19 protein-coding genes and 1 pseudogene are annotated in these 19,337 nt (G+C 42.0%); 9 read left to right on the forward strand and 11 right to left on the reverse strand.

What is annotated here, in order from left to right; all coding sequences use genetic code 11:
- Positions 1-66: 66 nt before the first annotated feature.
- The 4 genes from RMY32_RS07595 (at position 67) to RMY32_RS07610 (ending at position 3,000) form a co-directional block, all read left to right on the forward strand.
- Positions 67-807, forward strand: coding sequence for a pyridoxine 5'-phosphate synthase (locus RMY32_RS07595; protein ID WP_322711156.1), 741 nt, complete (start codon positions 67-69; stop codon positions 805-807).
- 163 nt (positions 808-970) lie between these two features.
- Complete coding sequence (locus tag RMY32_RS07600) at positions 971-1,690, forward strand: SnoaL-like polyketide cyclase (RefSeq protein WP_322711157.1); 720 nt, start codon at positions 971-973, stop codon at positions 1,688-1,690.
- A gap of 62 nt (positions 1,691-1,752) precedes the next feature.
- Positions 1,753-2,082 carry an MgPME-cyclase complex family protein gene (locus tag RMY32_RS07605; RefSeq protein WP_322695881.1) on the forward strand — a complete coding sequence of 110 codons (330 nt, stop codon included), beginning with the start codon at positions 1,753-1,755 and terminating at the stop codon, positions 2,080-2,082.
- Between the two features lie 264 nt (positions 2,083-2,346).
- On the forward strand, positions 2,347-3,000 hold the full coding sequence (locus RMY32_RS07610) for a hypothetical protein (protein ID WP_322695882.1): 654 nt from the start codon (positions 2,347-2,349) through the stop codon (positions 2,998-3,000).
- Between the two features lie 277 nt (positions 3,001-3,277).
- Here RMY32_RS07610 and RMY32_RS07615 read toward each other — a convergent pair whose 3' ends face one another.
- The 3 genes from RMY32_RS07615 to folD form a co-directional block, all read right to left on the reverse strand.
- On the reverse strand, positions 3,278-3,733 hold the full coding sequence (locus tag RMY32_RS07615; protein ID WP_094350479.1) for a divergent PAP2 family protein: 456 nt from the start codon (positions 3,731-3,733) through the stop codon (positions 3,278-3,280).
- Between the two features lie 305 nt (positions 3,734-4,038).
- A complete protein-coding gene (gene crtE, locus RMY32_RS07620; RefSeq protein ID WP_322711158.1) occupies positions 4,039-4,971 on the reverse strand; it encodes a geranylgeranyl diphosphate synthase CrtE in 933 nt (310 codons plus the stop codon).
- 140 nt (positions 4,972-5,111) lie between these two features.
- The gene (folD, locus tag RMY32_RS07625; RefSeq protein WP_322711159.1) at positions 5,112-6,014 is read right to left on the reverse strand and encodes a bifunctional methylenetetrahydrofolate dehydrogenase/methenyltetrahydrofolate cyclohydrolase FolD; all 903 of its coding nucleotides are present in this window, start codon (positions 6,012-6,014) and stop codon (positions 5,112-5,114) included.
- A gap of 212 nt (positions 6,015-6,226) precedes the next feature.
- On the opposite strand from folD, the gene RMY32_RS07630 reads away from it, so the two are divergent.
- The 3 genes from RMY32_RS07630 to RMY32_RS07640 all read left to right on the forward strand — a co-directional run bounded on the left by RMY32_RS07630 (position 6,227) and on the right by RMY32_RS07640 (position 8,433).
- Positions 6,227-6,697 (forward strand): hypothetical protein, encoded by a 471-nt coding sequence (locus RMY32_RS07630; protein ID WP_322711160.1) that lies wholly within the window; start codon positions 6,227-6,229, stop codon positions 6,695-6,697.
- Positions 6,698-6,718: 21 nt separating this feature from the next.
- Positions 6,719-7,153: an NUDIX hydrolase gene (locus tag RMY32_RS07635; protein ID WP_322711161.1), complete on the forward strand. Its 435-nt coding sequence runs from the start codon at positions 6,719-6,721 to the stop codon at positions 7,151-7,153.
- A 176-nt stretch (positions 7,154-7,329) separates the two neighbouring features.
- Positions 7,330-8,433, forward strand: coding sequence for an AI-2E family transporter (locus RMY32_RS07640; RefSeq protein WP_322672055.1), 1,104 nt, complete (start codon positions 7,330-7,332; stop codon positions 8,431-8,433).
- Between the two features lie 286 nt (positions 8,434-8,719).
- Here the strand turns inward: RMY32_RS07640 and RMY32_RS07645 are convergent, their stop codons facing one another.
- The 7 genes from RMY32_RS07645 to RMY32_RS07675 all read right to left on the reverse strand — a co-directional run bounded on the left by RMY32_RS07645 (position 8,720) and on the right by RMY32_RS07675 (position 15,317).
- The gene (locus tag RMY32_RS07645) at positions 8,720-9,850 is read right to left on the reverse strand and encodes a sensor domain-containing diguanylate cyclase (RefSeq protein WP_322711162.1); all 1,131 of its coding nucleotides are present in this window, start codon (positions 9,848-9,850) and stop codon (positions 8,720-8,722) included.
- Positions 9,851-10,438: 588 nt separating this feature from the next.
- Entirely contained in the window at positions 10,439-11,173 is a 735-nt protein-coding gene (locus RMY32_RS07650) for an HAD family hydrolase (RefSeq protein WP_322711163.1), read from the reverse strand.
- 131 nt (positions 11,174-11,304) lie between these two features.
- Positions 11,305-12,369, reverse strand: a complete 1,065-nt coding sequence (locus RMY32_RS07655) for a 30S ribosomal protein S1 (RefSeq protein WP_322711164.1) — start codon at positions 12,367-12,369, stop codon at positions 11,305-11,307.
- A gap of 326 nt (positions 12,370-12,695) precedes the next feature.
- Positions 12,696-12,803, reverse strand: a complete 108-nt coding sequence (locus tag RMY32_RS07660) for a photosystem II reaction center protein T (protein ID WP_084227385.1) — start codon at positions 12,801-12,803, stop codon at positions 12,696-12,698.
- 113 nt (positions 12,804-12,916) lie between these two features.
- Complete coding sequence (gene psbB / locus RMY32_RS07665) at positions 12,917-14,446, reverse strand: photosystem II chlorophyll-binding protein CP47 (protein ID WP_322711165.1); 1,530 nt, start codon at positions 14,444-14,446, stop codon at positions 12,917-12,919.
- A 142-nt stretch (positions 14,447-14,588) separates the two neighbouring features.
- Positions 14,589-14,915 (reverse strand): hypothetical protein, encoded by a 327-nt coding sequence (locus tag RMY32_RS07670; RefSeq protein ID WP_322711166.1) that lies wholly within the window; start codon positions 14,913-14,915, stop codon positions 14,589-14,591.
- Between the two features lie 75 nt (positions 14,916-14,990).
- Positions 14,991-15,317, reverse strand: a complete 327-nt coding sequence (locus tag RMY32_RS07675; protein ID WP_289795423.1) for a hypothetical protein — start codon at positions 15,315-15,317, stop codon at positions 14,991-14,993.
- A 537-nt stretch (positions 15,318-15,854) separates the two neighbouring features.
- Between RMY32_RS07675 and RMY32_RS07680 the strand changes: the two genes are divergently transcribed.
- Both RMY32_RS07680 and RMY32_RS07685 read left to right on the forward strand, forming a co-directional pair.
- Entirely contained in the window at positions 15,855-17,507 is a 1,653-nt protein-coding gene (locus RMY32_RS07680) for an ABC transporter substrate-binding protein (RefSeq protein ID WP_322711167.1), read from the forward strand.
- A 163-nt stretch (positions 17,508-17,670) separates the two neighbouring features.
- On the forward strand, positions 17,671-18,696 hold the full coding sequence (locus RMY32_RS07685) for an ABC transporter permease (RefSeq protein ID WP_322711168.1): 1,026 nt from the start codon (positions 17,671-17,673) through the stop codon (positions 18,694-18,696).
- On the opposite strand, the pseudogene RMY32_RS07690 reads toward RMY32_RS07685, so the two are convergent.
- Positions 18,693-19,298: pseudogene (locus RMY32_RS07690) on the reverse strand (hypothetical protein). The gene RMY32_RS07685 and the pseudogene RMY32_RS07690 sit on opposite strands and share 4 nt — an antisense overlap.
- Positions 19,299-19,337: the final 39 nt, after the last annotated feature.

A 19,337-nucleotide genomic window follows, 5' to 3' on the forward strand; every position in this document is an offset into this window, starting at 1 on the left:
AGCAAAACTTTCACTATTTCCGGTAAAATCAAGTTCTGAGGACTGTGGATTTGGGAGAAACTTGGGGTGGCTACACTTGGCGTTAATATTGACCACATCGCCACTATCCGGCAAGCGCGGCGGACGGTGGAACCAGATCCAGTCGCGGCAGCGGTGCTGGCAGAATTAGCGGGTGCTGATGGAATTACAGTGCATTTGCGCGAAGATCGGCGGCATATCCAAGACAGGGATGTGCGAATATTGCGGCAAACAGTGCGATCGCATCTTAATTTAGAAATGGCCGCTACAGATGAAATGCTGGCGATCGCTCTCGATATCAAACCAGATTACGTGACTTTAGTCCCCGAAAAGCGCGAAGAAGTCACAACAGAAGGCGGACTAGATATTGTCGGGCAAATTGCTAGAATAGGTGAGATAGTCGATAAATTGCAAAGCGCTAGCATTCCAGTTAGTTTATTTATCGATGCCCAACCAGCACAAATTGAAGCATCTGTCAAGACACAGGCGCAGTTTATTGAATTACACACCGGACAATATGCTGAGGCTAAAGATGAAACAAATCGCCAGCGAGAATTAGCCATATTAGCAAAAGGGTGTGAACAAGCGATTCAAGCCGGATTGCGAGTTAACGCTGGTCACGGACTCACCTACTGGAACGTCTATCCGGTGGCTGCGCTTCCAGGTATGGAAGAACTAAACATTGGTCATACTATCATCAGTCGGGCAGCATTAGTAGGTATAGAAAGGGCAGTCCGCGAGATGAAACAAGCTATAAGAGGGAATGGGGCATTGAGCATTGGGCATTGAGCATTGGGCATTGGGCATTGGTATTAATTATTCTCCTCTGCTCCCCTGCTCCCCTGCTTCCTCTGCTCCTCTGCTTCCCCTGCCTCCCCTGCTCCCTATATAAAAAGAGGGGTTGTCACTGCGAAATCTAGAAATTGGGATCGAATCTTCAGCAAAAACTTCTATGAGCGCAACACAATCTAACAACCTGCCACTTTGGGTACAGGATCGGGATAAGGTGATAGCAGAAAGTACTGATGTCGAGTGGCGCTATCAGACACCGCCTGATTATTCCCGTTCAAAAGAGAATCTTGCTAAAGAAAGTATCTATAATCATCTTGAAGGAACACTGGAAGCGATCGTGCAAAACTTGGTGAGAACCTTTGAGATGGAGGTATCTTTCAAAGCTAACCCGCAAGAGTGGTTATCTATTGTAAATGACAACTTTCGCGTCAGTACCAATGGCGGAGTAGAGTATACCGCAGCAGATTTATCAGCCCAAGGTACTTACAATTTATTTATGGCTGATTCAGAGCATTATAAGGCTTCAGAAGAAAGCTTTGAATCATCCGCAAAAGTCTTCCACACAACATTTCCTCAAGGATTTCCTTGGGAAGTGCTGGAAGTTTTCTCAGGGCCACCGAATGTAACATTTAAATGGCGGCATTGGGGACATTTTAACGGAGAATACAAAAACCATGCACCTACTGGAGAGACGATAGAAATTATCGGCATGACCATTGCAAAAGTTACCGATGACTTGAAGATTATTTCCTTAGAACATTACTTCGACAATAATCTGTTCTTGGAAAAGCTAACATCTGGTGGCAAACAGATAAAATCTGAAAACCAAAAAAGTGCTTGTCCGTTCAGCTCTTGGTTCAAGAAATCCCAGAAAAGTTAGTTTTGTCAGGGTACAGAGTCACTGTACCCTGAAATTATTCACATAGCAACCAAAGGATGAAAATGCAAACATACCATTACGTTTTGGCAAGTCAACGCTTTCTTCTTGAAGAAGAACCGATACACGAAGTTCTCAAAGAACGCACTCGTAACTACCACGAACAAGAAAAACAAATAGATTTTTGGTTAGTTGAGCAACCAGCTTTCTTGGAAGCACCGCAGTTTAAAGAGCTAAAAGCGAAGTGTCCCCAACCAGCAGTAGCAATTATTTCTACAAATCCTCAATTTATTACTTGGTTAAAACTGCGTTTAGAGTACGTAATTACTGGAGAATTCCAGGCTCCTTCTGAGGCAATACCAGATGCTTTAGCATCGCTTACTACCGTATCTTAGGCATAGCGCATTAGACATTGGGTATGGAGAAAAGACAAGGAAGATAGGGGAGACAAGGGAGAGACTTGTTGAATAATTCCCCTTTGTCCCCTTGTCTCCTCTGCTCCCCTGCCCCTCTGCCTCTTCCCCACTCCCTAATTTTATTTTTGAGTAACAAAATATATTTTTTGACATATATTTCATCACCATACTGAAGTAGCTAGGTTTTCAGCTTTTTTCTTATAAAATCTTCTAAGACACCTTAATTTACATAATCTAACTTTTGTGCATAGATTTCAGAATTTCCCAAGTGTTTTAGGATTAGCGATTGTAGGGTTGATTGGTGGCATGAGTTCTGTACTTGCTCAAAAAACCATTCCCTCTTGTCAACCACCAAATGCGGGTGAGTATCTTTTATTAGTAGTCAGTCCCACAACAAATAATCAAAAGCAGTTACGTAGCGCCTTACCACCTGAACTGAAAACTATCACCTGCAAATATCTCAACGAAACTGTGACGCGAGTTGGGGGCTTTAACAAAATTGACGACGCCAATCGTTGGGCAAGATATGTCAGCAATATTGTTGGCTTGTCTGCCATAATTACCACTCGACCAACGACAACGGCAGATGTGCAGCCACAGTCACAGCCCAAACCACCTCAGCAGACAGTCAGCTATAATCCTCAAGCATTAGGAGAAGGTTATGCAGTATTGGTAGATTATTACAACCGTCCAGAACTCGTAAATAGTGTGCAGCAATTGGTCGGAGGTAACGTCGGTTTTGTTTCTTATGGACAACGCCCTTACTTGCTAGCAGTTCATACCACTAACCAAACTGAAGCGTATAATACATTGCAAAAGCTAAACAATGGCGGTTTCGTTGCCAGCCTAGTAGATAGTCGTAAAGTGATTCTGCTGCGCTCGACTGTGCGGTTTTAGCGATCTTAAGTTCACTGGTATCCTGATGCGACATACCAGAGTGGTAATTTGTCAATTGACCTAATTTGTGATTTTAAATTTAAAATTTCAAAGGGTTTTCAGCGAATATATTTATACTCGCTTTGCGTGAAGCAAGTTATTTGGAACAAATCCTTTCATCCTTAATTCCCTCAATTTATTCACGGGGTAAATTTAAAATCCAAAATCCAAAATTGATTGACAAATTACCAGTTATTAATTATCAATAGTCCCTCAAACAAAGATTTATTACTCTAGTTTAATAAGCAGACCTAGCTAACCAATAGATGGTTATACCCAAAGCCGATCCAGCGATTACTTGAACTGGTGTATGTCCGAGTAATTCTTTCAGACGGTCTTGGCTAAAGTCTGGTTTTTCATGGAATAATTCATCAATCATTTGATTGAGAATACGAGCTTGCTTACCAGCTGCTTGGCGAACTCCGGCTGCATCATACATGACAATGATGGCAAAAACGATCGCAACGGCAAAATCAGGAGATGCCCAACCCAGTGTTTGCCCTACACCAGCGGCTAGAGCCGTAACCAGAGCCGAATGGGCACTGGGCATACCTCCGGTTGTCACCAAAACACGCACATTCAGTTTGCGATGTTTGACGATCTCAACTACGAGCTTTAATGCTTGAGCAATTAAACAAGCTACCAGAGCAACCAGCAGTACCCGGTTGTCTAAAATGTTGCCTATGTCCTGCATGTTATTTTGGTTAGGTTAGTAAATATTAGCAGCAGTTGTTGGTTGAGGAAACATTTAGATTCAACCCAAAATTCCTAAATTAATCTATCACGTTAGAAAAAGACCAGCGATTCAAAATAACCTAAAAGCTGATTTGATAAGCTTTTGTAATTTTGAATCAGTGAATTTTTAATTTCGCTGGGCAGTAGTAGTACACTATGGTGTAAATAAACTACCCATTCCCAATCAATGAAACGCTTGCAGTATAGGAATTACGTAGCTTGCTTCTCGCCTTTGGCAAGTATTACGAATTACCCAAACCGTTACTAGTTATTACGGCTGATAATAAAATGAGCGATCGCTTGGAGTGGTTTAGCTCTGTCTCCAAATGGTTCTAATTCCACACAAGCTTCTTTAACTAGCTCTTGGGCTTTTGAGCGCGATTCCTCAAGTCCCCAAAGGCTGGGATAGGTGACTTTCTGAGCTTTTTGGTCTTTGCCAGCTGTTTTACCTAATTGCTCTTGAGTAGAAGTGATATCCAAAATATCATCGATGATTTGGAATGCTAGCCCAATATTTTGAGCATAACGGGTTAGCCGCTGCACATCTTCAGGTGATGCATTAGCAATCAGCCCGCCACAAACTACGCAAGCTTCCAAAAGGGCGGCTGTTTTGTGTTTATGAATAAAATTTAGGGTTTCTAAGGAAATATCTGATTTACCTTCCGACTCTAAATCGACAACTTGACCGCCGACCAAACCACTTGCCCCCAAGGCTCGGCCAAGACGGGCAATAACCTGCAAGACCACCTCTCTCTTAACACTTTGGGGGGTTTCAATGGCAACAGACTCAAAAGCAAGAGCCAACAAGCCATCCCCAGCCAAAATCGCTACATCTTCCCCATAGACTTTATGATTCGTCAGCTTTCCCCGACGGTAATCGTCATTATCCATCGCTGGTAGGTCGTCATGTATCAACGACATTGTGTGGAGCATCTCCACAGCACAAGCTGTTGGCATGGCCATGTCAATGGTTCCACCCATCATTTCACAGGTGGCAAGACAAAGAATGGGACGTACACGCTTACCTCCAGCTAATAACGAGTAGCGCATCGCCTCATAAATCTTCTCTGGATAAATGACCGAGATAGACCGATCCAAAGCATTATCACAAAGCTTTTGTCGCTCTTTTAAATAAGCTGCTAAGTTAAATGTGGCTTCTTCTGGTGGTGTCTTTTGGACGTTATCAGTTGCTACCATTCTTTAATTCCTGACATTTTGCGATTTTTGCCTTATACGTCACAATTTTAAGGTGCAGGGGGACTGAAAAAAATGAAGAGTTAGGAGTTAGGAGTTAATAACTCTTAACTTTTAATCGATCGCTTTCAACTTTTAACTCATCACTTCTCACTCTTCACTACTTTTTCTTCTTTTGCCGCTCTAGAATAGCTAGCAAATGTATTTGCCAACAATATGGCAACAGTCATCGGGCCAACACCACCAGGAACTGGGGTGATAAATCCTGCGATATCAGCAGTTGATTCCAAATGGACATCGCCAATGAGACGACTTTTGCCATTAGCATCGGTGACGCGATTCATCCCCACATCTACCACAACAGCGCCCGGTTTCACCATATCAGCAGAGATCAATCCGGGACGACCTACTGCTGCAATTAGAATATCAGCATTTTGGGTGATGGTTTTGAGGTCATGCGATCGCGAGTGAGCGATCGTGACTGTGGCATCAGCTTCTAATAGCATCAGCGCCATCGGTTTACCCACCAAAATACTGCGCCCTACCACTACAGCCTGTTTTCCCTGCAAAGGAATCTCATATTCTTGTAGAAGCCGCATCACGCCAGCCGGGGTGCAGCTACGTAACCCAGTTTCTCCTCGTACTAGTCGCCCCAAGTTAACTGGATGCAGTCCATCAGCATCTTTATCGGGATCGATTTGATGTAGCAGAGTTACAGCATCCAGGTGGTTAGGTAAGGGCAATTGCACAAGAATGCCATCCACTCTTTTGTCGTGGTTGAGTGCAGCAATTACCTCTTCTAACTCCTCAAGGGTAGTTTCGGCAGGAAAATGCTTACCAAAAGAAGCGATCCCGACTTGAGCGCAGGCTTTTTCTTTATTGCGTACATAAGCCGCTGATGCTGGATTATCACCAACCATCAACACTGCTAAACCAGGTGGTCGTCCGATTTTTGGTTGTAATTGTGTAATCGCAACAGAAAGTTCTTGCTGAATTTTTGCAGCTAATGCTTTACCATCAAGGATTTTGGCAGTTTTTGTTTCCATGAAAATTCCCAGCTATGTTCGCTTTTTGTCCAAAGTCCAAAATGAAAATATTGATTCATAACTCTTGACTTTCGACTATTATTGTGTTGCTGTTTGATGTCGTAGCGTTTCTCTCACAGTAAATCCATAATGTTTATTTTCTCAGATCAACGGCATCATCTGAAGAATAAAGAATTAGGAAGTGGGGAAGAGCAGGAGAAGAATAATGCCCAATGCCCAATGCCCAATGCCCAATGCCCGATACCCAAAATAAATTGGTGGCTTTTATGCGACAAATAAGAAATTTATCTCTTTCGTTCTTGTACGGGCACAGTATTATTCCTTACCGCTTGGGGTTAAGTTTTTTCCTGATCGCAGGACTTTGTAGTTGTGGTAACTTGACATCGCCTGGTTTGCGTGGCGCCGGCTTAAAAATTGGTACAAATGTCACTCCAATTGGAGAAATTAAACCAAAACAAGACAATCAGGCTATAGTTTACATCCAAGGTCAGGTAGAAAAGCAAGCTCCCCTGATCGAACAGTGGGCTTATAAAATTAAGGACTCAACGGGCAAAATTTGGGTTGTCACCAATCAAAAAAATCTGGGTGAAGGTTCAGAAGTTGTAATTAAGGGTAAAGTTCGCTACCGAAGTATTCCCTTAGCTGGCAAAGAATTGGGGGAAGTTTATTTAGAAGAAGAATAATTAAAAACTAAAAATAAAGATATGAACAATCAACAGGTGCACGTAGCGATCGCAATTCTCTATCAGAAAAACAAGTTTCTCATGCAACTGCGTGACAACATCCCGGGTATTCTCTACCCTGGTTACTGGGCGCTATTTGGCGGTCACATCGAACCTGGTGAAACGCCAGATGTAGCGGTAAAACGAGAAATTTTAGAAGAAATCGGTTATAATTTACCACCCTTTGTTGAATTTGGCTGTTATCCCAACGAAAGAGTTGTTCGTCATGTCTTTCATGCACCACTCTTGGTGGAATTAAATCAATTGGTTCTGAATGAGGGCTGGGATATGGCCTTATTTACGCCAGAAAATATTCGCCAAGGTAACTGTTATTCACAAAATGCTGGCGAAGTGCGACCTTTAGGGGCAATGCATCAGAAAATTATGTTGGATTTTATTGAGAAAAATCTAACATAATTTGGAGATTAGTCATTTGTCATTTGTCATTTGTCATTGGGCACAAGAGGCAGAGGGAAAAGACTTACTGCAAATTACTTCTCCTTGGTTACTGAGCGTAGCCGAAGTGCTGCTCCCCTGCTCCCCACATCCCTAGAAGCCAAAATAAAGTTAGAACTCTTATGAGGTGATCGCTAATGCAATCAGCAAACAAACTGCCGCGATGGTTAACTATAGGATTGGCATTTCCCATTGCCATTCTCAATGGCTGGCTATTGCTCCAACTTATACAGTATTTTCAACCCTTAGTTAGTGTTATCGCCGCCGCCATTCTACTAGCTTTTGTCTTGAACTATCCAATCCAGTTTCTCCAGGAACAAGGAGTAAAACCCAACTTAGCGATCGGGGGAGTGTTACTTTTGACTCTGGTGGTTTTAGTAGCTTTAGGCATTACCTTAGTTCCCCTGATTATTCAACAACTCGTTGAACTGGCTAATATTTTGCCCAGTTGGATTGATTCTGGTACTCAGCAGCTGCAAGCTTTTCAAGATTGGGCGTTAAGTCAACAGCAACTTCCGATTAATTTAAGTGGTTTATTCACCCAAGTTCTAGAACGATTATCTAACCAACTTCAGTCTTTCACTGGTAGAATTCTTGGTTTTGCTGTCGATACCATTGGTATTGTCCTCAATGTGCTGCTGGCGGTAGTGCTGACTATATACTTAATATTGAATGGTGAACGTCTTTGGGACGGAATTTTTCAGTGGTTTCCCCCTAATATTGGGCCAAGAGTACGGGAATTACTACGAGAGGATTTCCACAATTACTTCATCGGTCAAGCAACATTGGGAGCTGTGTTAGGGGTGACAATTACTCTGGTGTTTTTGGCGCTGCAAGTTCCCCTAGCTTTACTTTTTGGTATTGGTATTGGCTTATTTTCACTCTTCCCCTTTGGTACAGGGGTAGGTATCGCTATAGTAAGTTTGTTGGTAGCGCTGCAAAATTTTTGGTTAGGGGTGGAAGTATTAGGTGTAGCTGTTGCGATCGATCAAATTAATTCTAATATTATTGCACCTCGAATTCTCAGCAATTTGACTGGCTTAAATCCTGTGTGGGTGGTAATTTCTTTATTGCTGGGCGCAAAGTTAGGAGGAGTACTGGGTTTGTTAATTGCGATCCCTATTGCCAGCTTTATCAAAGATACAACAGATAGCTGGCAAGCTGGAGAGTTTAATAAGATAGAGGATATAGAGTCAGAACCTGTAACGGTAAAAAGTGAGAGAGCAGGAACTTATACCTAAAACTTTTAACTAAAAAATAGAGTCACAACCTGTAACGGTAAAAAGTGAGAGAGCAGGAACTTATACCTAAAACTCTTAACTAAAAAATTGATGATATTGTCCAGCAATCAACTGCAAAATCCTAATTTAGGATGCCAACATCATCGCAACAAATTAACGTAATTTAAACGAATACAAAGCTAAAAAGTGTAAATTGAGAATTAGGTCAAGATAGCGGAAGAACTGTCAGGAATGAAAAAAGAGATAAAAAAGCTGAGTATTAACATTAGATATGCTTTCTAAAGAATTAAAAGCTGCTGTTGTTATTGCTAGAAGTTCGCTTGGCACGTTTTTGCTGGTACATCAATTCATCTGCCTGGAATATGAGTTTTTCCAATGAAACATCTTCATTGATAACGCACTCTTGAACTCCAATACTCATTGATAGATGATAATTTCTACTTGAATTCTGATTAAATAAATCAATGTTAGTTTGTAAGCGAACACTAATTGCATTCATACGATCTGAACATTTAGGAATGAATACAACAAACTCATCACCCCCCCATCGGGCAACGATGTCAGAATCTCGATAGGTTTGGCTTAGTAAGTCTGCGGCGTCTATTATTACACGATCTCCAACTTCATGTCCAAACGTATCATTGATTTGCTTCAATCCATCTATATCTATAAATAAGAGACAACAGGGCTTTTGTAGCTGATGAGCTAGTTTTAATTGTTGATCTGCAAATATAAAAAAGCCTCGTCGATTGTACGCTCCGGTTAATTCATCTGTTATAGATAAGCGTCTAACTTCTGCCTCAACTTTTTGATACCCCTCTATTTCTTTTTCTAGTGCAGCAGTTCGATTGTGGACTATTTGTTCTAATTCATGATAAATCTGCACGTTTTCCATTGCAACAGCCGTTGTGTCTGCCAATGCTTGTAATAACTTTACTTTTTCTACCGTTGGCTGATATAACGTTGCCCAATATGTTCCAATTGCACCGATGGGGTTACACGCTCGGATCGGCACCATTGCCAAACTTTTGACAAAAGTTGGTTGGTAAGCTGCAAATGGAATCCGTTCATCTCCATAAATATCGCTAATCACAACGGACTGACGGTTTTGCATTGTATACCCACTAATGCAAATACTCATCGGGAAGCGTTGTCCTTTCCATAAAGGAGCGATCGCATCTTCATCTGCGTAATAACATTGATCTCCATCTCGTAGCACAAAACTAGCCCCATCTGCCCCAGTCAACTCACGCGCAGACTTTCGTACAATCTCCATGATTTGCTCTAGCGTCCGTGCTAGTGACAATGCTTGAACAACCTCAATTAAATGCTCTATTCCTTGAACATAAGACATTTCAGCTTTGACATCATTAGAATCAGAAATGATGACAGGTGAAGCAGAGCTTTGAAAATTCATGTGCTTACACCAATAAAAAATGATCGAAAATTAGTTAAGACTGCGATTGGATCGCAATGTCTTTATTCTCAAAAACAAGGTAAATGTATCTTATTTGTATAATGCTTACTGGGCAAAAGGCTTAAGCATTATTTCTTTTTGGTACTAAATTTTTAACCCTTGCTGGGCATGGATTACAGAATGCCTTTACCCTGATTCTAAAAAATTTACTATTTTATTCTATTAGAGATATTACGGATTTTTTAACGATCTATCTAAATAAAGATTGCAAAACTATCTTGATATGTTAAGTTAATATGATTTTTGCGAATAAAATAAAAAGGCTCTTATCAGGTATAGATGGATACTAGGATATCTTGATTGATTTGACACAGAAATTCTGCAACATAGATCGATACGCTTGAGTTAGCGCCAAAAACCTTAAGTTGACGTGACTTCGACGAGTGTGATTTTGACTCCAGGAGAGGGGAGCAAAAATCCTCCTTACTCGTTACTGCGACATAGATGATTTCTATGCCATCTAAAAACTAATCTGGCAGAAAACGCCCCAACTGCCGTTTTTTTTGAGTTCATTAAACTCAGGTTAAATTAATCTTCTAAAATTTGGATTTCATCAAGTTGATTAATTATCACATCTGCACCTTGGACGTTATCTGACTTACCGACCCAAGTAATACCAATACAACCTGCGGCTTTAGCATTACGCGCCATTTGCATATCACCAACTGAATCACCTACCATCAAGGTAGCGTTCGGTTCAACTCCTAAAGCTTGGCAAGCTTGCAAAAATAGCACTGGATCTGGTTTACTTGGCCCTTCATCTACGCCCATTTCTAACTGGATATAATTACTTAATTGGTGATTGGTTACAAAATTGCGTACTTCTTCAGTTGTCGCAGCCGAGAGAATGCCAAGTTTTAGACCACCCTCCCGCAGGTATTTCAAAATTTCTAGGCTACCTACAAACAGTGGTGAAGGAGTTTCTCCAATGTATTTTTCCGCTTCATCCAAAGCTTGACGGGCTATTTTTAAGCACTCAAACCATCCTTTTCCTGTTTCGGCAATATATGCCGCAGCCGCAACTTCTGTTTCGCGGCGGCTTGCTACTGAGATTAAACCTGCGGGATCTAGAAAATTGCCATTGATGCCAAATGCCATTAATAGGGGTTCCCCAGTTCCAGGGATTTGAGCATCTATTAACCTCGCTGCTTTTTGTGCGAGCGATCGCAAATATGTTTCTGAATCTTCTAGAGTACCGTTTTTGTCAAACAAAATTGCTTGGATATTATCAAAAGTGATATTTCTACATTTTATGGTTGCCATAATATTTAACTTCTACTACTTCCAATTCTTAACTTTCACCGATTCTCCACATAAAAAAAGAGGGAAAAACCCTCTTTATAAAATGCATTTGATACTCTTACTTCAAAACAAGTAAAACTAGAAAAAATCTATTACTCTTCAATAGCTGCTGGAATTTCCTCTTCAATTTCCGTCGCTGCTGGAATCTCTGTTTCAATTGCCGCAACTACTGGAATATCTTCGTCAAGTTCTGTTGCTGGTGGAATATCTTCGTCTGCAAGAACTTCCCCTGGTGTAGCCGCAGCAGTAGCACCTTGCTGCTTGGCTAATAGCTGTTCGCGATACTTAGCAGCCATTTCTTCCGCCTTATCGTAAACCAAATCTCGGTTTTTAATCATGTCACCGGGTTCGGGTTCTAGCTGCTTGGTAGATAGGGAAATGCGACCCCTTTCTGCGTCCAAATCAATGATCATAACTTTTACTTCATCATTGACATTGAACACGCTATGAGGTGTATCAATATGTTCGTGAGAAATCTCAGAAATATGCAGTAAACCACTGACGCCGCCAATGTCGATGAAAGCACCGTAGGGTTTGATCCCACGAACAGTACCAATTACTACTTCGCCGACTTCTAAGCGGTTCATCTTGCGCTCAACCAGCGCCCGACGGTGAGATAGAACGAGGCGATTGCGTTCTTCGTCCACCTCTAGGAATTTCAACGGCAGATCCTCGCCGACCAATTCTTCTTTAGGTTTGCGGGTACTGATGTGGGAACCTGGGATAAAGCCACGTAATCCCTCAATTCGTACCAATGCTCCACCGCGATTGGTTGCAAATACGCCAGAACGGACAGTAGCATCTTCTGCTTGTAACTGCCGCACGCGTTCCCAAGCCCGCATATATTCAATACGGCGAATGGAAAGGGTTAATTGACCATCTTCGTTTTCATCGGTAAGGATAAAAAATTCGCGCGTTTCGTTTGACTGTAATACTTCTTCCGGGCTATCCACCCGGTTAATAGACATTTCTTGTATAGGAATATATGCTGCGGTTTTAGCACCAATGTCAATCAGAGCGCCGCGCGGCTCTATACTGAAAACTGTTCCTGGGACAACATCACCAGGGCTAAAATGATAATCGTATTTGTCAAGTAGAGCAGCGAAATCTTCGTGAGTGAATCCAATTTCTGTAGCGGTTAAATTCTGATTGACCATGCTGATTTGTTCCTGGTTCTAGTCTCCGTAAAGGTGGTGCGACAATTGCGATGCGTTATGTAAGCAGTACTATGGCAGCTTACACAAAACATCCTTTTTCATCCTAGCGCAGAAAAGCTAGCATTAACACATATCTACTCCCAAGATTGGAAATTATATCACAATATTTAGTCTTTAGTCATTGGTCATTGATCATTGGTCATTAGTGAGAAACAACAAACATAAAGGACAAATGACAAAGGACAAACACAATAATATCCGTTGCCACCATACTTAGTAGCAACGGATATTAAGATTAAATCCGCTTAAAAGTCTGTGGATAGGATCTACTTATCTTTTGGTTTCTCAAAGCGAGGGGGTTCGCGAAATGCGATCGCAAAGAAGAGAGTACCTATACACAGAGTAAAAATCAAGATGTACGCAACGCTTTCCATATTACGATTTCCTCTTTATCCAGCCAGTAGTTAAAGTTTTTAATGCTGAGTCACCTGAGTGCTGAGTCAGAGGCTTAACTCAGAACTCAGCACTTCTTTACTCAGCACTGAAATTAAAGGGCTTCTTTCCGGCGGGTTGACTTGTCACCCACTTTCTGGAACAGACCCCACTCAACTTGCTCTTCAAGATCGGCGTCAACACCAGCAAATACGTCTCGGTAGATTGTCCGAGCGCCATGCCAGAGATGACCAAAGAAGAACAACAGAGCAAATACGGCGTGTCCAAAAGTAAACCAACCTCTAGGACTGGTGCGGAATACACCATCAGAGTTCAAGGTTTCCCGGTCAAATTCAAAGATTTCACCGCCTTGAGCCTTACGAGCGTACTTCTTCACATCAGCTGGTTCTGTAAAGGTCTGACCATTCAGATTGCCACCGTAGAAACTAACGGTGACACCAGATTGCTCGAAGCTATACTTAGATTCTGCCCGACGGAAGGGAATGTCAGCGCGGACAATTCCATCGGCATCAGTCAAAATCACTGGGAAGGTTTCAAAGAAGTTGGGGAGACGACGCACGGTCAATTCCCGTCCTTCAGAATCTTTGAATACGGCGTGACCTTGCCAAGATTGAGCAATGCCATCACCCTTCACCATCGGCCCTGTACGGAATAGACCGCCTTTCGCGGGGCTATTACCAACATAATCATAGAAAGCCAATTTTTCAGGAATCTGCGACCAAGCTTGCTCAAGGGTTGCACCTTGGGCAACGTTTGTTTGGACGCGGCGCTGAATTTCTTGACGGAAATAGTTTTGATCCCATTGATAGCGGGTGGGGCCAAACAATTCTATGGGAGTGGCGGCGTTACCGTACCACATAGTACCAGCAACAACGAAAGCAGCAAAGAAGACTGCTGCAATACTGCTAGAAAGTACTGTTTCGATGTTCCCCATCCGTAGGGCTTTGTAGAGCCGTTCGGGGGGTCTAACTGTGAGGTGGAATAAGCCTGCAATAATACCAACAACACCAGCGGCAATGTGGTGAGCTGCAATGCCACCAGGGTTATAGGGGTTAAAACCATCTGGGCCCCATTCTGGTGCTACTGCCTGGGCGGCACCAGTTACACCATAAGCGTCAGAAACCCATATTCCCGGCCCAAATAGTCCGGTGACGTGAAAAGCACCAAATCCAAAACAAAGTAAACCAGATAAGAACAGGTGAATGCCAAACATTTTTGGCAAGTCGAGAGCGGGTTCACCAGTGCGGGGATCTCTAAAGAGTTCCAAATCCCAGTAAACCCAGTGCCAGACGGCGGCTAGGAACAGCAAACCGGAAAGAACAATGTGAGCGGCAGCAACGCCTTCAAATGACCAAAAGCCAGGATCGGTTGATGGCCCACCAGTAACGTTCCAACCACCCCAAGATTGGGTAACACCCAAACGTGCCATGAACGGCAAGACGAACATCCCTTGACGCCACATTGGGTTGAGAACTGCATCGCTAGGGTCAAAAACAGCTAGTTCGTAGAGTGCCATCGAACCAGCCCAGCCTGCTACTAAGGCTGTGTGCATTAGGTGTACAGAAATCAGTCGCCCTGGATCATTCAGAACGACTGTATGTACTCGGTACCAGGGTAGTCCCATCGACTACGCTCCTCCTCGATGAGTTAGTTTACAAAGCAATTTTCTTACTGAGGTTACGAGAGACGAAAATCGCCACTCATAAAACTCTCTCTTGTTTTTTGTTATTGCCACCAGAGTATCACCACAGCTTAGTCTTAATAAATCAGACAGCGTGGGTGCTTTGGCAATGCTTACTCGCTTCGGGAGGTTTACCTATGTTAGGGTAGCCATCGCCAAGCAAAAATGAGAATGTTTTAAAAAGTGTAACTATTGATGGAATTGTTTGCAAGCGTGTAAATTGATGCGATCGCGTAGCATATCCAAGTTTTTTCGCTACTAATACCTGTCGGGGATTAAATTTGCTTATCTTTTCTTTACGTAGGGATTGGGGACTGGGGACTGAGGACTGGAGACTGGGGACTGGGGACTGGGGACTGGGGACTGGGAAAATATTCCAAAATTTGCTGTAGGTAATAACCCGGAACATCATTTTTGAGCTAGCTGATTACCCAATCCCCAATCCCTAATCCCCAATCCCTAATCCCCAATCCCCAATCCCCCATATTTACTGAACAACCAAGTGGATATTTTGCAGTTGACACTTCGCTTCAGCTGTACCCAGGCGTTCGATTACCTGTTCGGCACTCATCAGACGCTTGAGTACTACTTGACCGATGGTCTGACTACCAATTACTGGTGTTGTTGGCTTCACTTCCACGGTTAAAACGGCTTCTTCAACTCGATAAAGCCAGAGCAATTCATTTTCTTCGACTAAACAAATATTCATACGCTGAATATCTGGTTGGCGTCGCCATGCGGTTATTTGCCAGAGTCCATCAGATGCCCAAACTCTGGCAACTGCCCATCCCTCAGATAGAAAGAAATACTTCACGGTCTTAGTCTCACTATTTCGACTTTCAATCTGCTGTTAACAATATCGCGATCGCTTTAGTCGCTAATGTTCAAACACACTTCTTTTTGAGAATACAGCCGAGCTTGACGAGAAAACGCTTTGTCAGTGTCTGTTCCCAAGCAGCAACAGCTAAAATCTCAACGTACACTACTTGGGCTAAGTGTCAAAGCTTAACAAATACCCATTTTTTTAGTAAATATGAATTTACGACAAATTTAACCAACTATTAAAAAATTTAATTACATAAAAACTTTTCAATACTTTACAAATCTTAAATATTAAATTTCGTATTTTATTAATGATTTTTTTTAACCAAATAGTGCATAGATGTATCCCGTCGTCGGGATCACAGCAATAAACTTGATTATGAAGTTGGGTATCTGCCACAAATTTTTGATTTAGATGGCTACGGAGTGTTCCATTAAAACAAGAACCACTATAAAATTGTGAAGATTCAGCATAAGAGTCACAAATGTAGTAAAATTGCTGACCGCTGATATCAAATATATTATTGCTATGACCTGGTTTTCCTTGTTCGTGAAACGGTGGGGTCGAATTACACAATTCCTATCTTTGTTTTGTCTATGTTTATTTTTAGTTGTTAGTTGCGCTCCTCGTCCGCAATCAACTACGCCGCCATCTGGTTCCGTAAATACCCTTACAGGTGATGGTCGTATTACTATCGGTACAACAGCCAAACCAAGAACCCTCGATCCGGCTGATGCTTATGAGTTAGCAGCTTTAGGTTTGGTGTTTAATATGAGCGATCGCCTCTACACCTACGAACCAGGAAGCATCGAAATTAAACCCCAATTAGCTACAGCATTACCCAAAGTCAGTCAAGACGGCTTAATTTATACCATCCCCTTACGTCAGGGAGTAGTTTTTCACGATGGGACTCCCTTTAACGCTCAAGCAATGGCCTTTACCATTCAGCGCTTTATTGAAAATAAAGGAAAACCCTCATTCTTACTAGCTGATATAGTAGATTCTATAAAAGCGACAAGCGAGTATGAGTTGACAATCAAGCTGAAAAAGTCCTTTGCAGCTTTTCCTTCACTGTTGGCGTTTCCTGGAGTCTGTGCCGTTTCTCCAAAAGCTTACGAAGTCGGCGCTGGTAAATTCAAGCCGAATATTTTTGTGGGGACTGGCCCTTACAAATTAGGACAGTATGGTACTGATTCCATCCGATTTGATGTGTTTGATAAATATTGGGGAGAAAAACCAGTTAACAAGGGTGTTAATCTCCAAATTCAAACTAGTCCGGTTAATTTGTTTAATGCTTTCCGTACAGGTGCAATTGATGTAGCTTATTTGTCGCTGCAACCAGATCAAAATCGCAGCTTAGAAGAAGGTAGTAAAAAAGGGGATTGGCAAGCAATCGCAGCTGAAGGTAGTGTAGTAAGTTATCTGGTATTAAACCGGAATCAAAAGCCTTTAGATCAATTAGAAGTAAGACAAGCGATCGCCTCCATAATTGACCGTCCACTTTTAAACGAGCGAGTATTATTTGGTCAAGCAGATCCGCTTTATAGCATGATTCCTACAACATTTAAAGTTTCTGTGCCATTATTCAAAGATAAATATGGCGATGCTAACTTCGACCAAGCTAAAAAATTATTAACTACTGCTGGCTTCTCCAAAGAAAATCCTGCAAAAGTGCAAGTTTGGTATCCTTCTAGTTCACCTACTCGGAGTTTGGCAGCACAGACACTCAAATCTCTTGTGGATGTCAAAATGGATGGAATACTGCAATTTGAAGTTACCCAAGCGGAAGGGCCTGCCTTTTTTAAAGATATTGCCAAGGGTTTGTATCCAGCAGCTTTACTTGATTGGTATCCAGACTTTTTAGATCCAGATAATTACGTCCAGCCATTTTTATCTTGTGACAAAGGTTCAACTGCTAAAGGATGCGAAGATGGAGGCAGTCAAACTCAGGGTTCGTTCTACTATAACGAAGCCATAAATAAATTGATTGATGGGCAACGCAAAGAACAAAACCCCGAAGCGCGTCAGAAAATTTTTAACGAAATTCAAACGCAAGTAACTACTGATGTACCTTACGTTCCCTTATGGCAAAACAAAGACTATGTATTTGCCCGAAATGGTGTTAATGGCGTAAAACTTAACCCAACCCAAATTTTGGTTTACCAGACAATTAAAAAATAGTTATTGGGCATAGGGCAATGGGGACTGGGGACTGGGGACTGGAGACTGGGGACTGGGGATGGTGGGGCCCCCTCTGGGGATAAGGGGTAATGGGGACTGGGGACTGGGCATTAACTCTTGACAAATGACAAATGACAAATGACAAATGACAAACAACTAAAATATGTCTCGTTCTAAAGCTTTACAATATTACATTGTTTCTCGGTTGCTTCTTGCGCCACTCCAGCTATTAACGATCATCACGATTGTATTTCTCTTATTAAGAGCAACACCAGGAGATCCAGCAGATGCAATACTTGGTGGACGTGCGCCAGAAGCAGCTAAAGAAGAATTGCGAAAACAACTCGGTTTAAATCTTCCTCTGTGGTTACAGTACCTCAATTATTTGGGAAATTTGTTGCGCTTTGATTTGGGAAGTTCTTTGTTGAGTCGGGGAGAAAATGTTTGGGACATCATTGGGCAATATTTCCCGGCGACAGTGGAGTTAGCAGTATGTAGTATGGCGGTTGCACTCATCGTCGGAATTGCGGTTGGGACTCTTTCAGCTTCTCGTCCTGGGACATATTTTGATGTCGGCGGGCGTCTATTTGGGATCATCACCTACGCACTCCCCATGTTTTGGGCGGGAATGCTTTTACAGTTGATTTTCTCAGTTCAACTCGGTTGGTTTCCCAATTCAAACCGCTTTCCGCCCAATCTTCCGGCTCCCATTACTGTGACTGGATTGTATATAATTGATAGCCTACTCGGTGGAAATTTCACCCAGTTTTTCGCATCTTTGCACCATCTGGCTTTACCGAGTCTCACTTTGGGAATTTTACTCAGTGGGATTTTTGAGCGAATTGTGCGAGTGAATTTAAAGCAAACCTTGCAAGCAGATTATGTAGAAGCCGCTAGAGCTAGAGGTATTGGTGAAAATAAGATTTTAGCCTCCCACGCTTTAAAAAATGCGCTAATTCCAGTAATTACAGTTTTAGGATTAACCTTTGCATCTCTATTGGGTGGAGCGATTTTGACAGAGGTAACATTTTCTTGGCCTGGTTTGGCTAATCGATTGTATCAAGCGATCGCCGATCGCGATTATCCCACAGTCCAGGGAGTACTGGTCTTTTTTGGTGCGATCGTTGTTAGCGCCAGCATTTTGATTGATATTTTAAATGCTTATGTAGACCCACGAATTCGATATTAAATTTCTTGAGAAATACCACTGGCTAAAATCCCCAAAATTTTATTTACATCTTTGAGATAATATTCGCTTAAATCAATGGTCAATGTTTGTTGTTGTAATTTGAGGAATTGCCAAATACTGCCAGTTGTGACTGCGCCATAAATTGTTTTAATCTCAGTTGCAGCTTGCTGATTAAAAATTTGGGCTGCTACCATTTCCGCTGCACACTGACCAAAACCCGCATTAATATTCTCTTTTTCAGCTTCTACAACTGTAATTACTGGTGCTGTCAAAATGAGAATTTCTGGAGATTTAGTAATAATAAAATCGCAAGTGACGTTTAATCCTTTGCTATTATCAACAGTGAAATCTACTCCAGAAAATAAACTAACTTGTTCGTGTAGTTGTCAGCGTAAATCAACTAAAATTGGTGCAATAATTAACTCAGAACGAGCTTTTTCACTATTACTGCCTAAAGCGATATCGAGGTTATAGTTGAGTGTTTCTACAAGTAAATTACTCGCTGTTAATTCAGGGACGGCAGCGAAAATATCTCGTTTTTCTAACGTGGTTAAACTCAACTCTTGTTTTGCTTTAGCTAAACTAAACTCGCTGTAAGCCATAAAACTATTACTCGCTTTCCCTTTCAAACAGAAGACTGA

The sequence above is a fragment of the Nostoc sp. ChiSLP03a genome, from assembly GCF_034531215.2.
In the GTDB taxonomy this organism is placed as follows: domain Bacteria; phylum Cyanobacteriota; class Cyanobacteriia; order Cyanobacteriales; family Nostocaceae; genus Nostoc.

What these genes read in the sequence shown, in the direction of transcription:
- RMY32_RS07655 (WP_322711164.1), bottom strand. Translation starts at nt 12,369, where the DNA reads ATGGTCAATCAGAATTTAACCGCTACAGAAATTGGATTCACTCACGAA.
- psbB (WP_322711165.1), bottom strand. Translation starts at nt 14,446, where the DNA reads ATGGGACTACCCTGGTACCGAGTACATACAGTCGTTCTGAATGATCCA.
- RMY32_RS07660 (WP_084227385.1), bottom strand. Translation starts at nt 12,803, where the DNA reads ATGGAAAGCGTTGCGTACATCTTGATTTTTACTCTGTGTATAGGTACT.
- RMY32_RS07615 (WP_094350479.1), bottom strand. Translation starts at nt 3,733, where the DNA reads ATGCAGGACATAGGCAACATTTTAGACAACCGGGTACTGCTGGTTGCT.
- RMY32_RS07640 (WP_322672055.1), top strand. Translation starts at nt 7,330, where the DNA reads ATGCAATCAGCAAACAAACTGCCGCGATGGTTAACTATAGGATTGGCA.
- RMY32_RS07630 (WP_322711160.1), top strand. Translation starts at nt 6,227, where the DNA reads ATGCCCAATGCCCAATGCCCAATGCCCGATACCCAAAATAAATTGGTG.
- RMY32_RS07605 (WP_322695881.1), top strand. Translation starts at nt 1,753, where the DNA reads ATGCAAACATACCATTACGTTTTGGCAAGTCAACGCTTTCTTCTTGAA.
- RMY32_RS07645 (WP_322711162.1), bottom strand. Translation starts at nt 9,850, where the DNA reads ATGAATTTTCAAAGCTCTGCTTCACCTGTCATCATTTCTGATTCTAAT.
- RMY32_RS07600 (WP_322711157.1), top strand. Translation starts at nt 971, where the DNA reads ATGAGCGCAACACAATCTAACAACCTGCCACTTTGGGTACAGGATCGG.
- crtE (WP_322711158.1), bottom strand. Translation starts at nt 4,971, where the DNA reads ATGGTAGCAACTGATAACGTCCAAAAGACACCACCAGAAGAAGCCACA.
- folD (WP_322711159.1), bottom strand. Translation starts at nt 6,014, where the DNA reads ATGGAAACAAAAACTGCCAAAATCCTTGATGGTAAAGCATTAGCTGCA.
- RMY32_RS07685 (WP_322711168.1), top strand. Translation starts at nt 17,671, where the DNA reads ATGTCTCGTTCTAAAGCTTTACAATATTACATTGTTTCTCGGTTGCTT.
- RMY32_RS07650 (WP_322711163.1), bottom strand. Translation starts at nt 11,173, where the DNA reads ATGGCAACCATAAAATGTAGAAATATCACTTTTGATAATATCCAAGCA.
- RMY32_RS07680 (WP_322711167.1), top strand. Translation starts at nt 15,855, where the DNA reads ATGACCTGGTTTTCCTTGTTCGTGAAACGGTGGGGTCGAATTACACAA.
- RMY32_RS07670 (WP_322711166.1), bottom strand. Translation starts at nt 14,915, where the DNA reads ATGATGTTCCGGGTTATTACCTACAGCAAATTTTGGAATATTTTCCCA.
- RMY32_RS07635 (WP_322711161.1), top strand. Translation starts at nt 6,719, where the DNA reads ATGAACAATCAACAGGTGCACGTAGCGATCGCAATTCTCTATCAGAAA.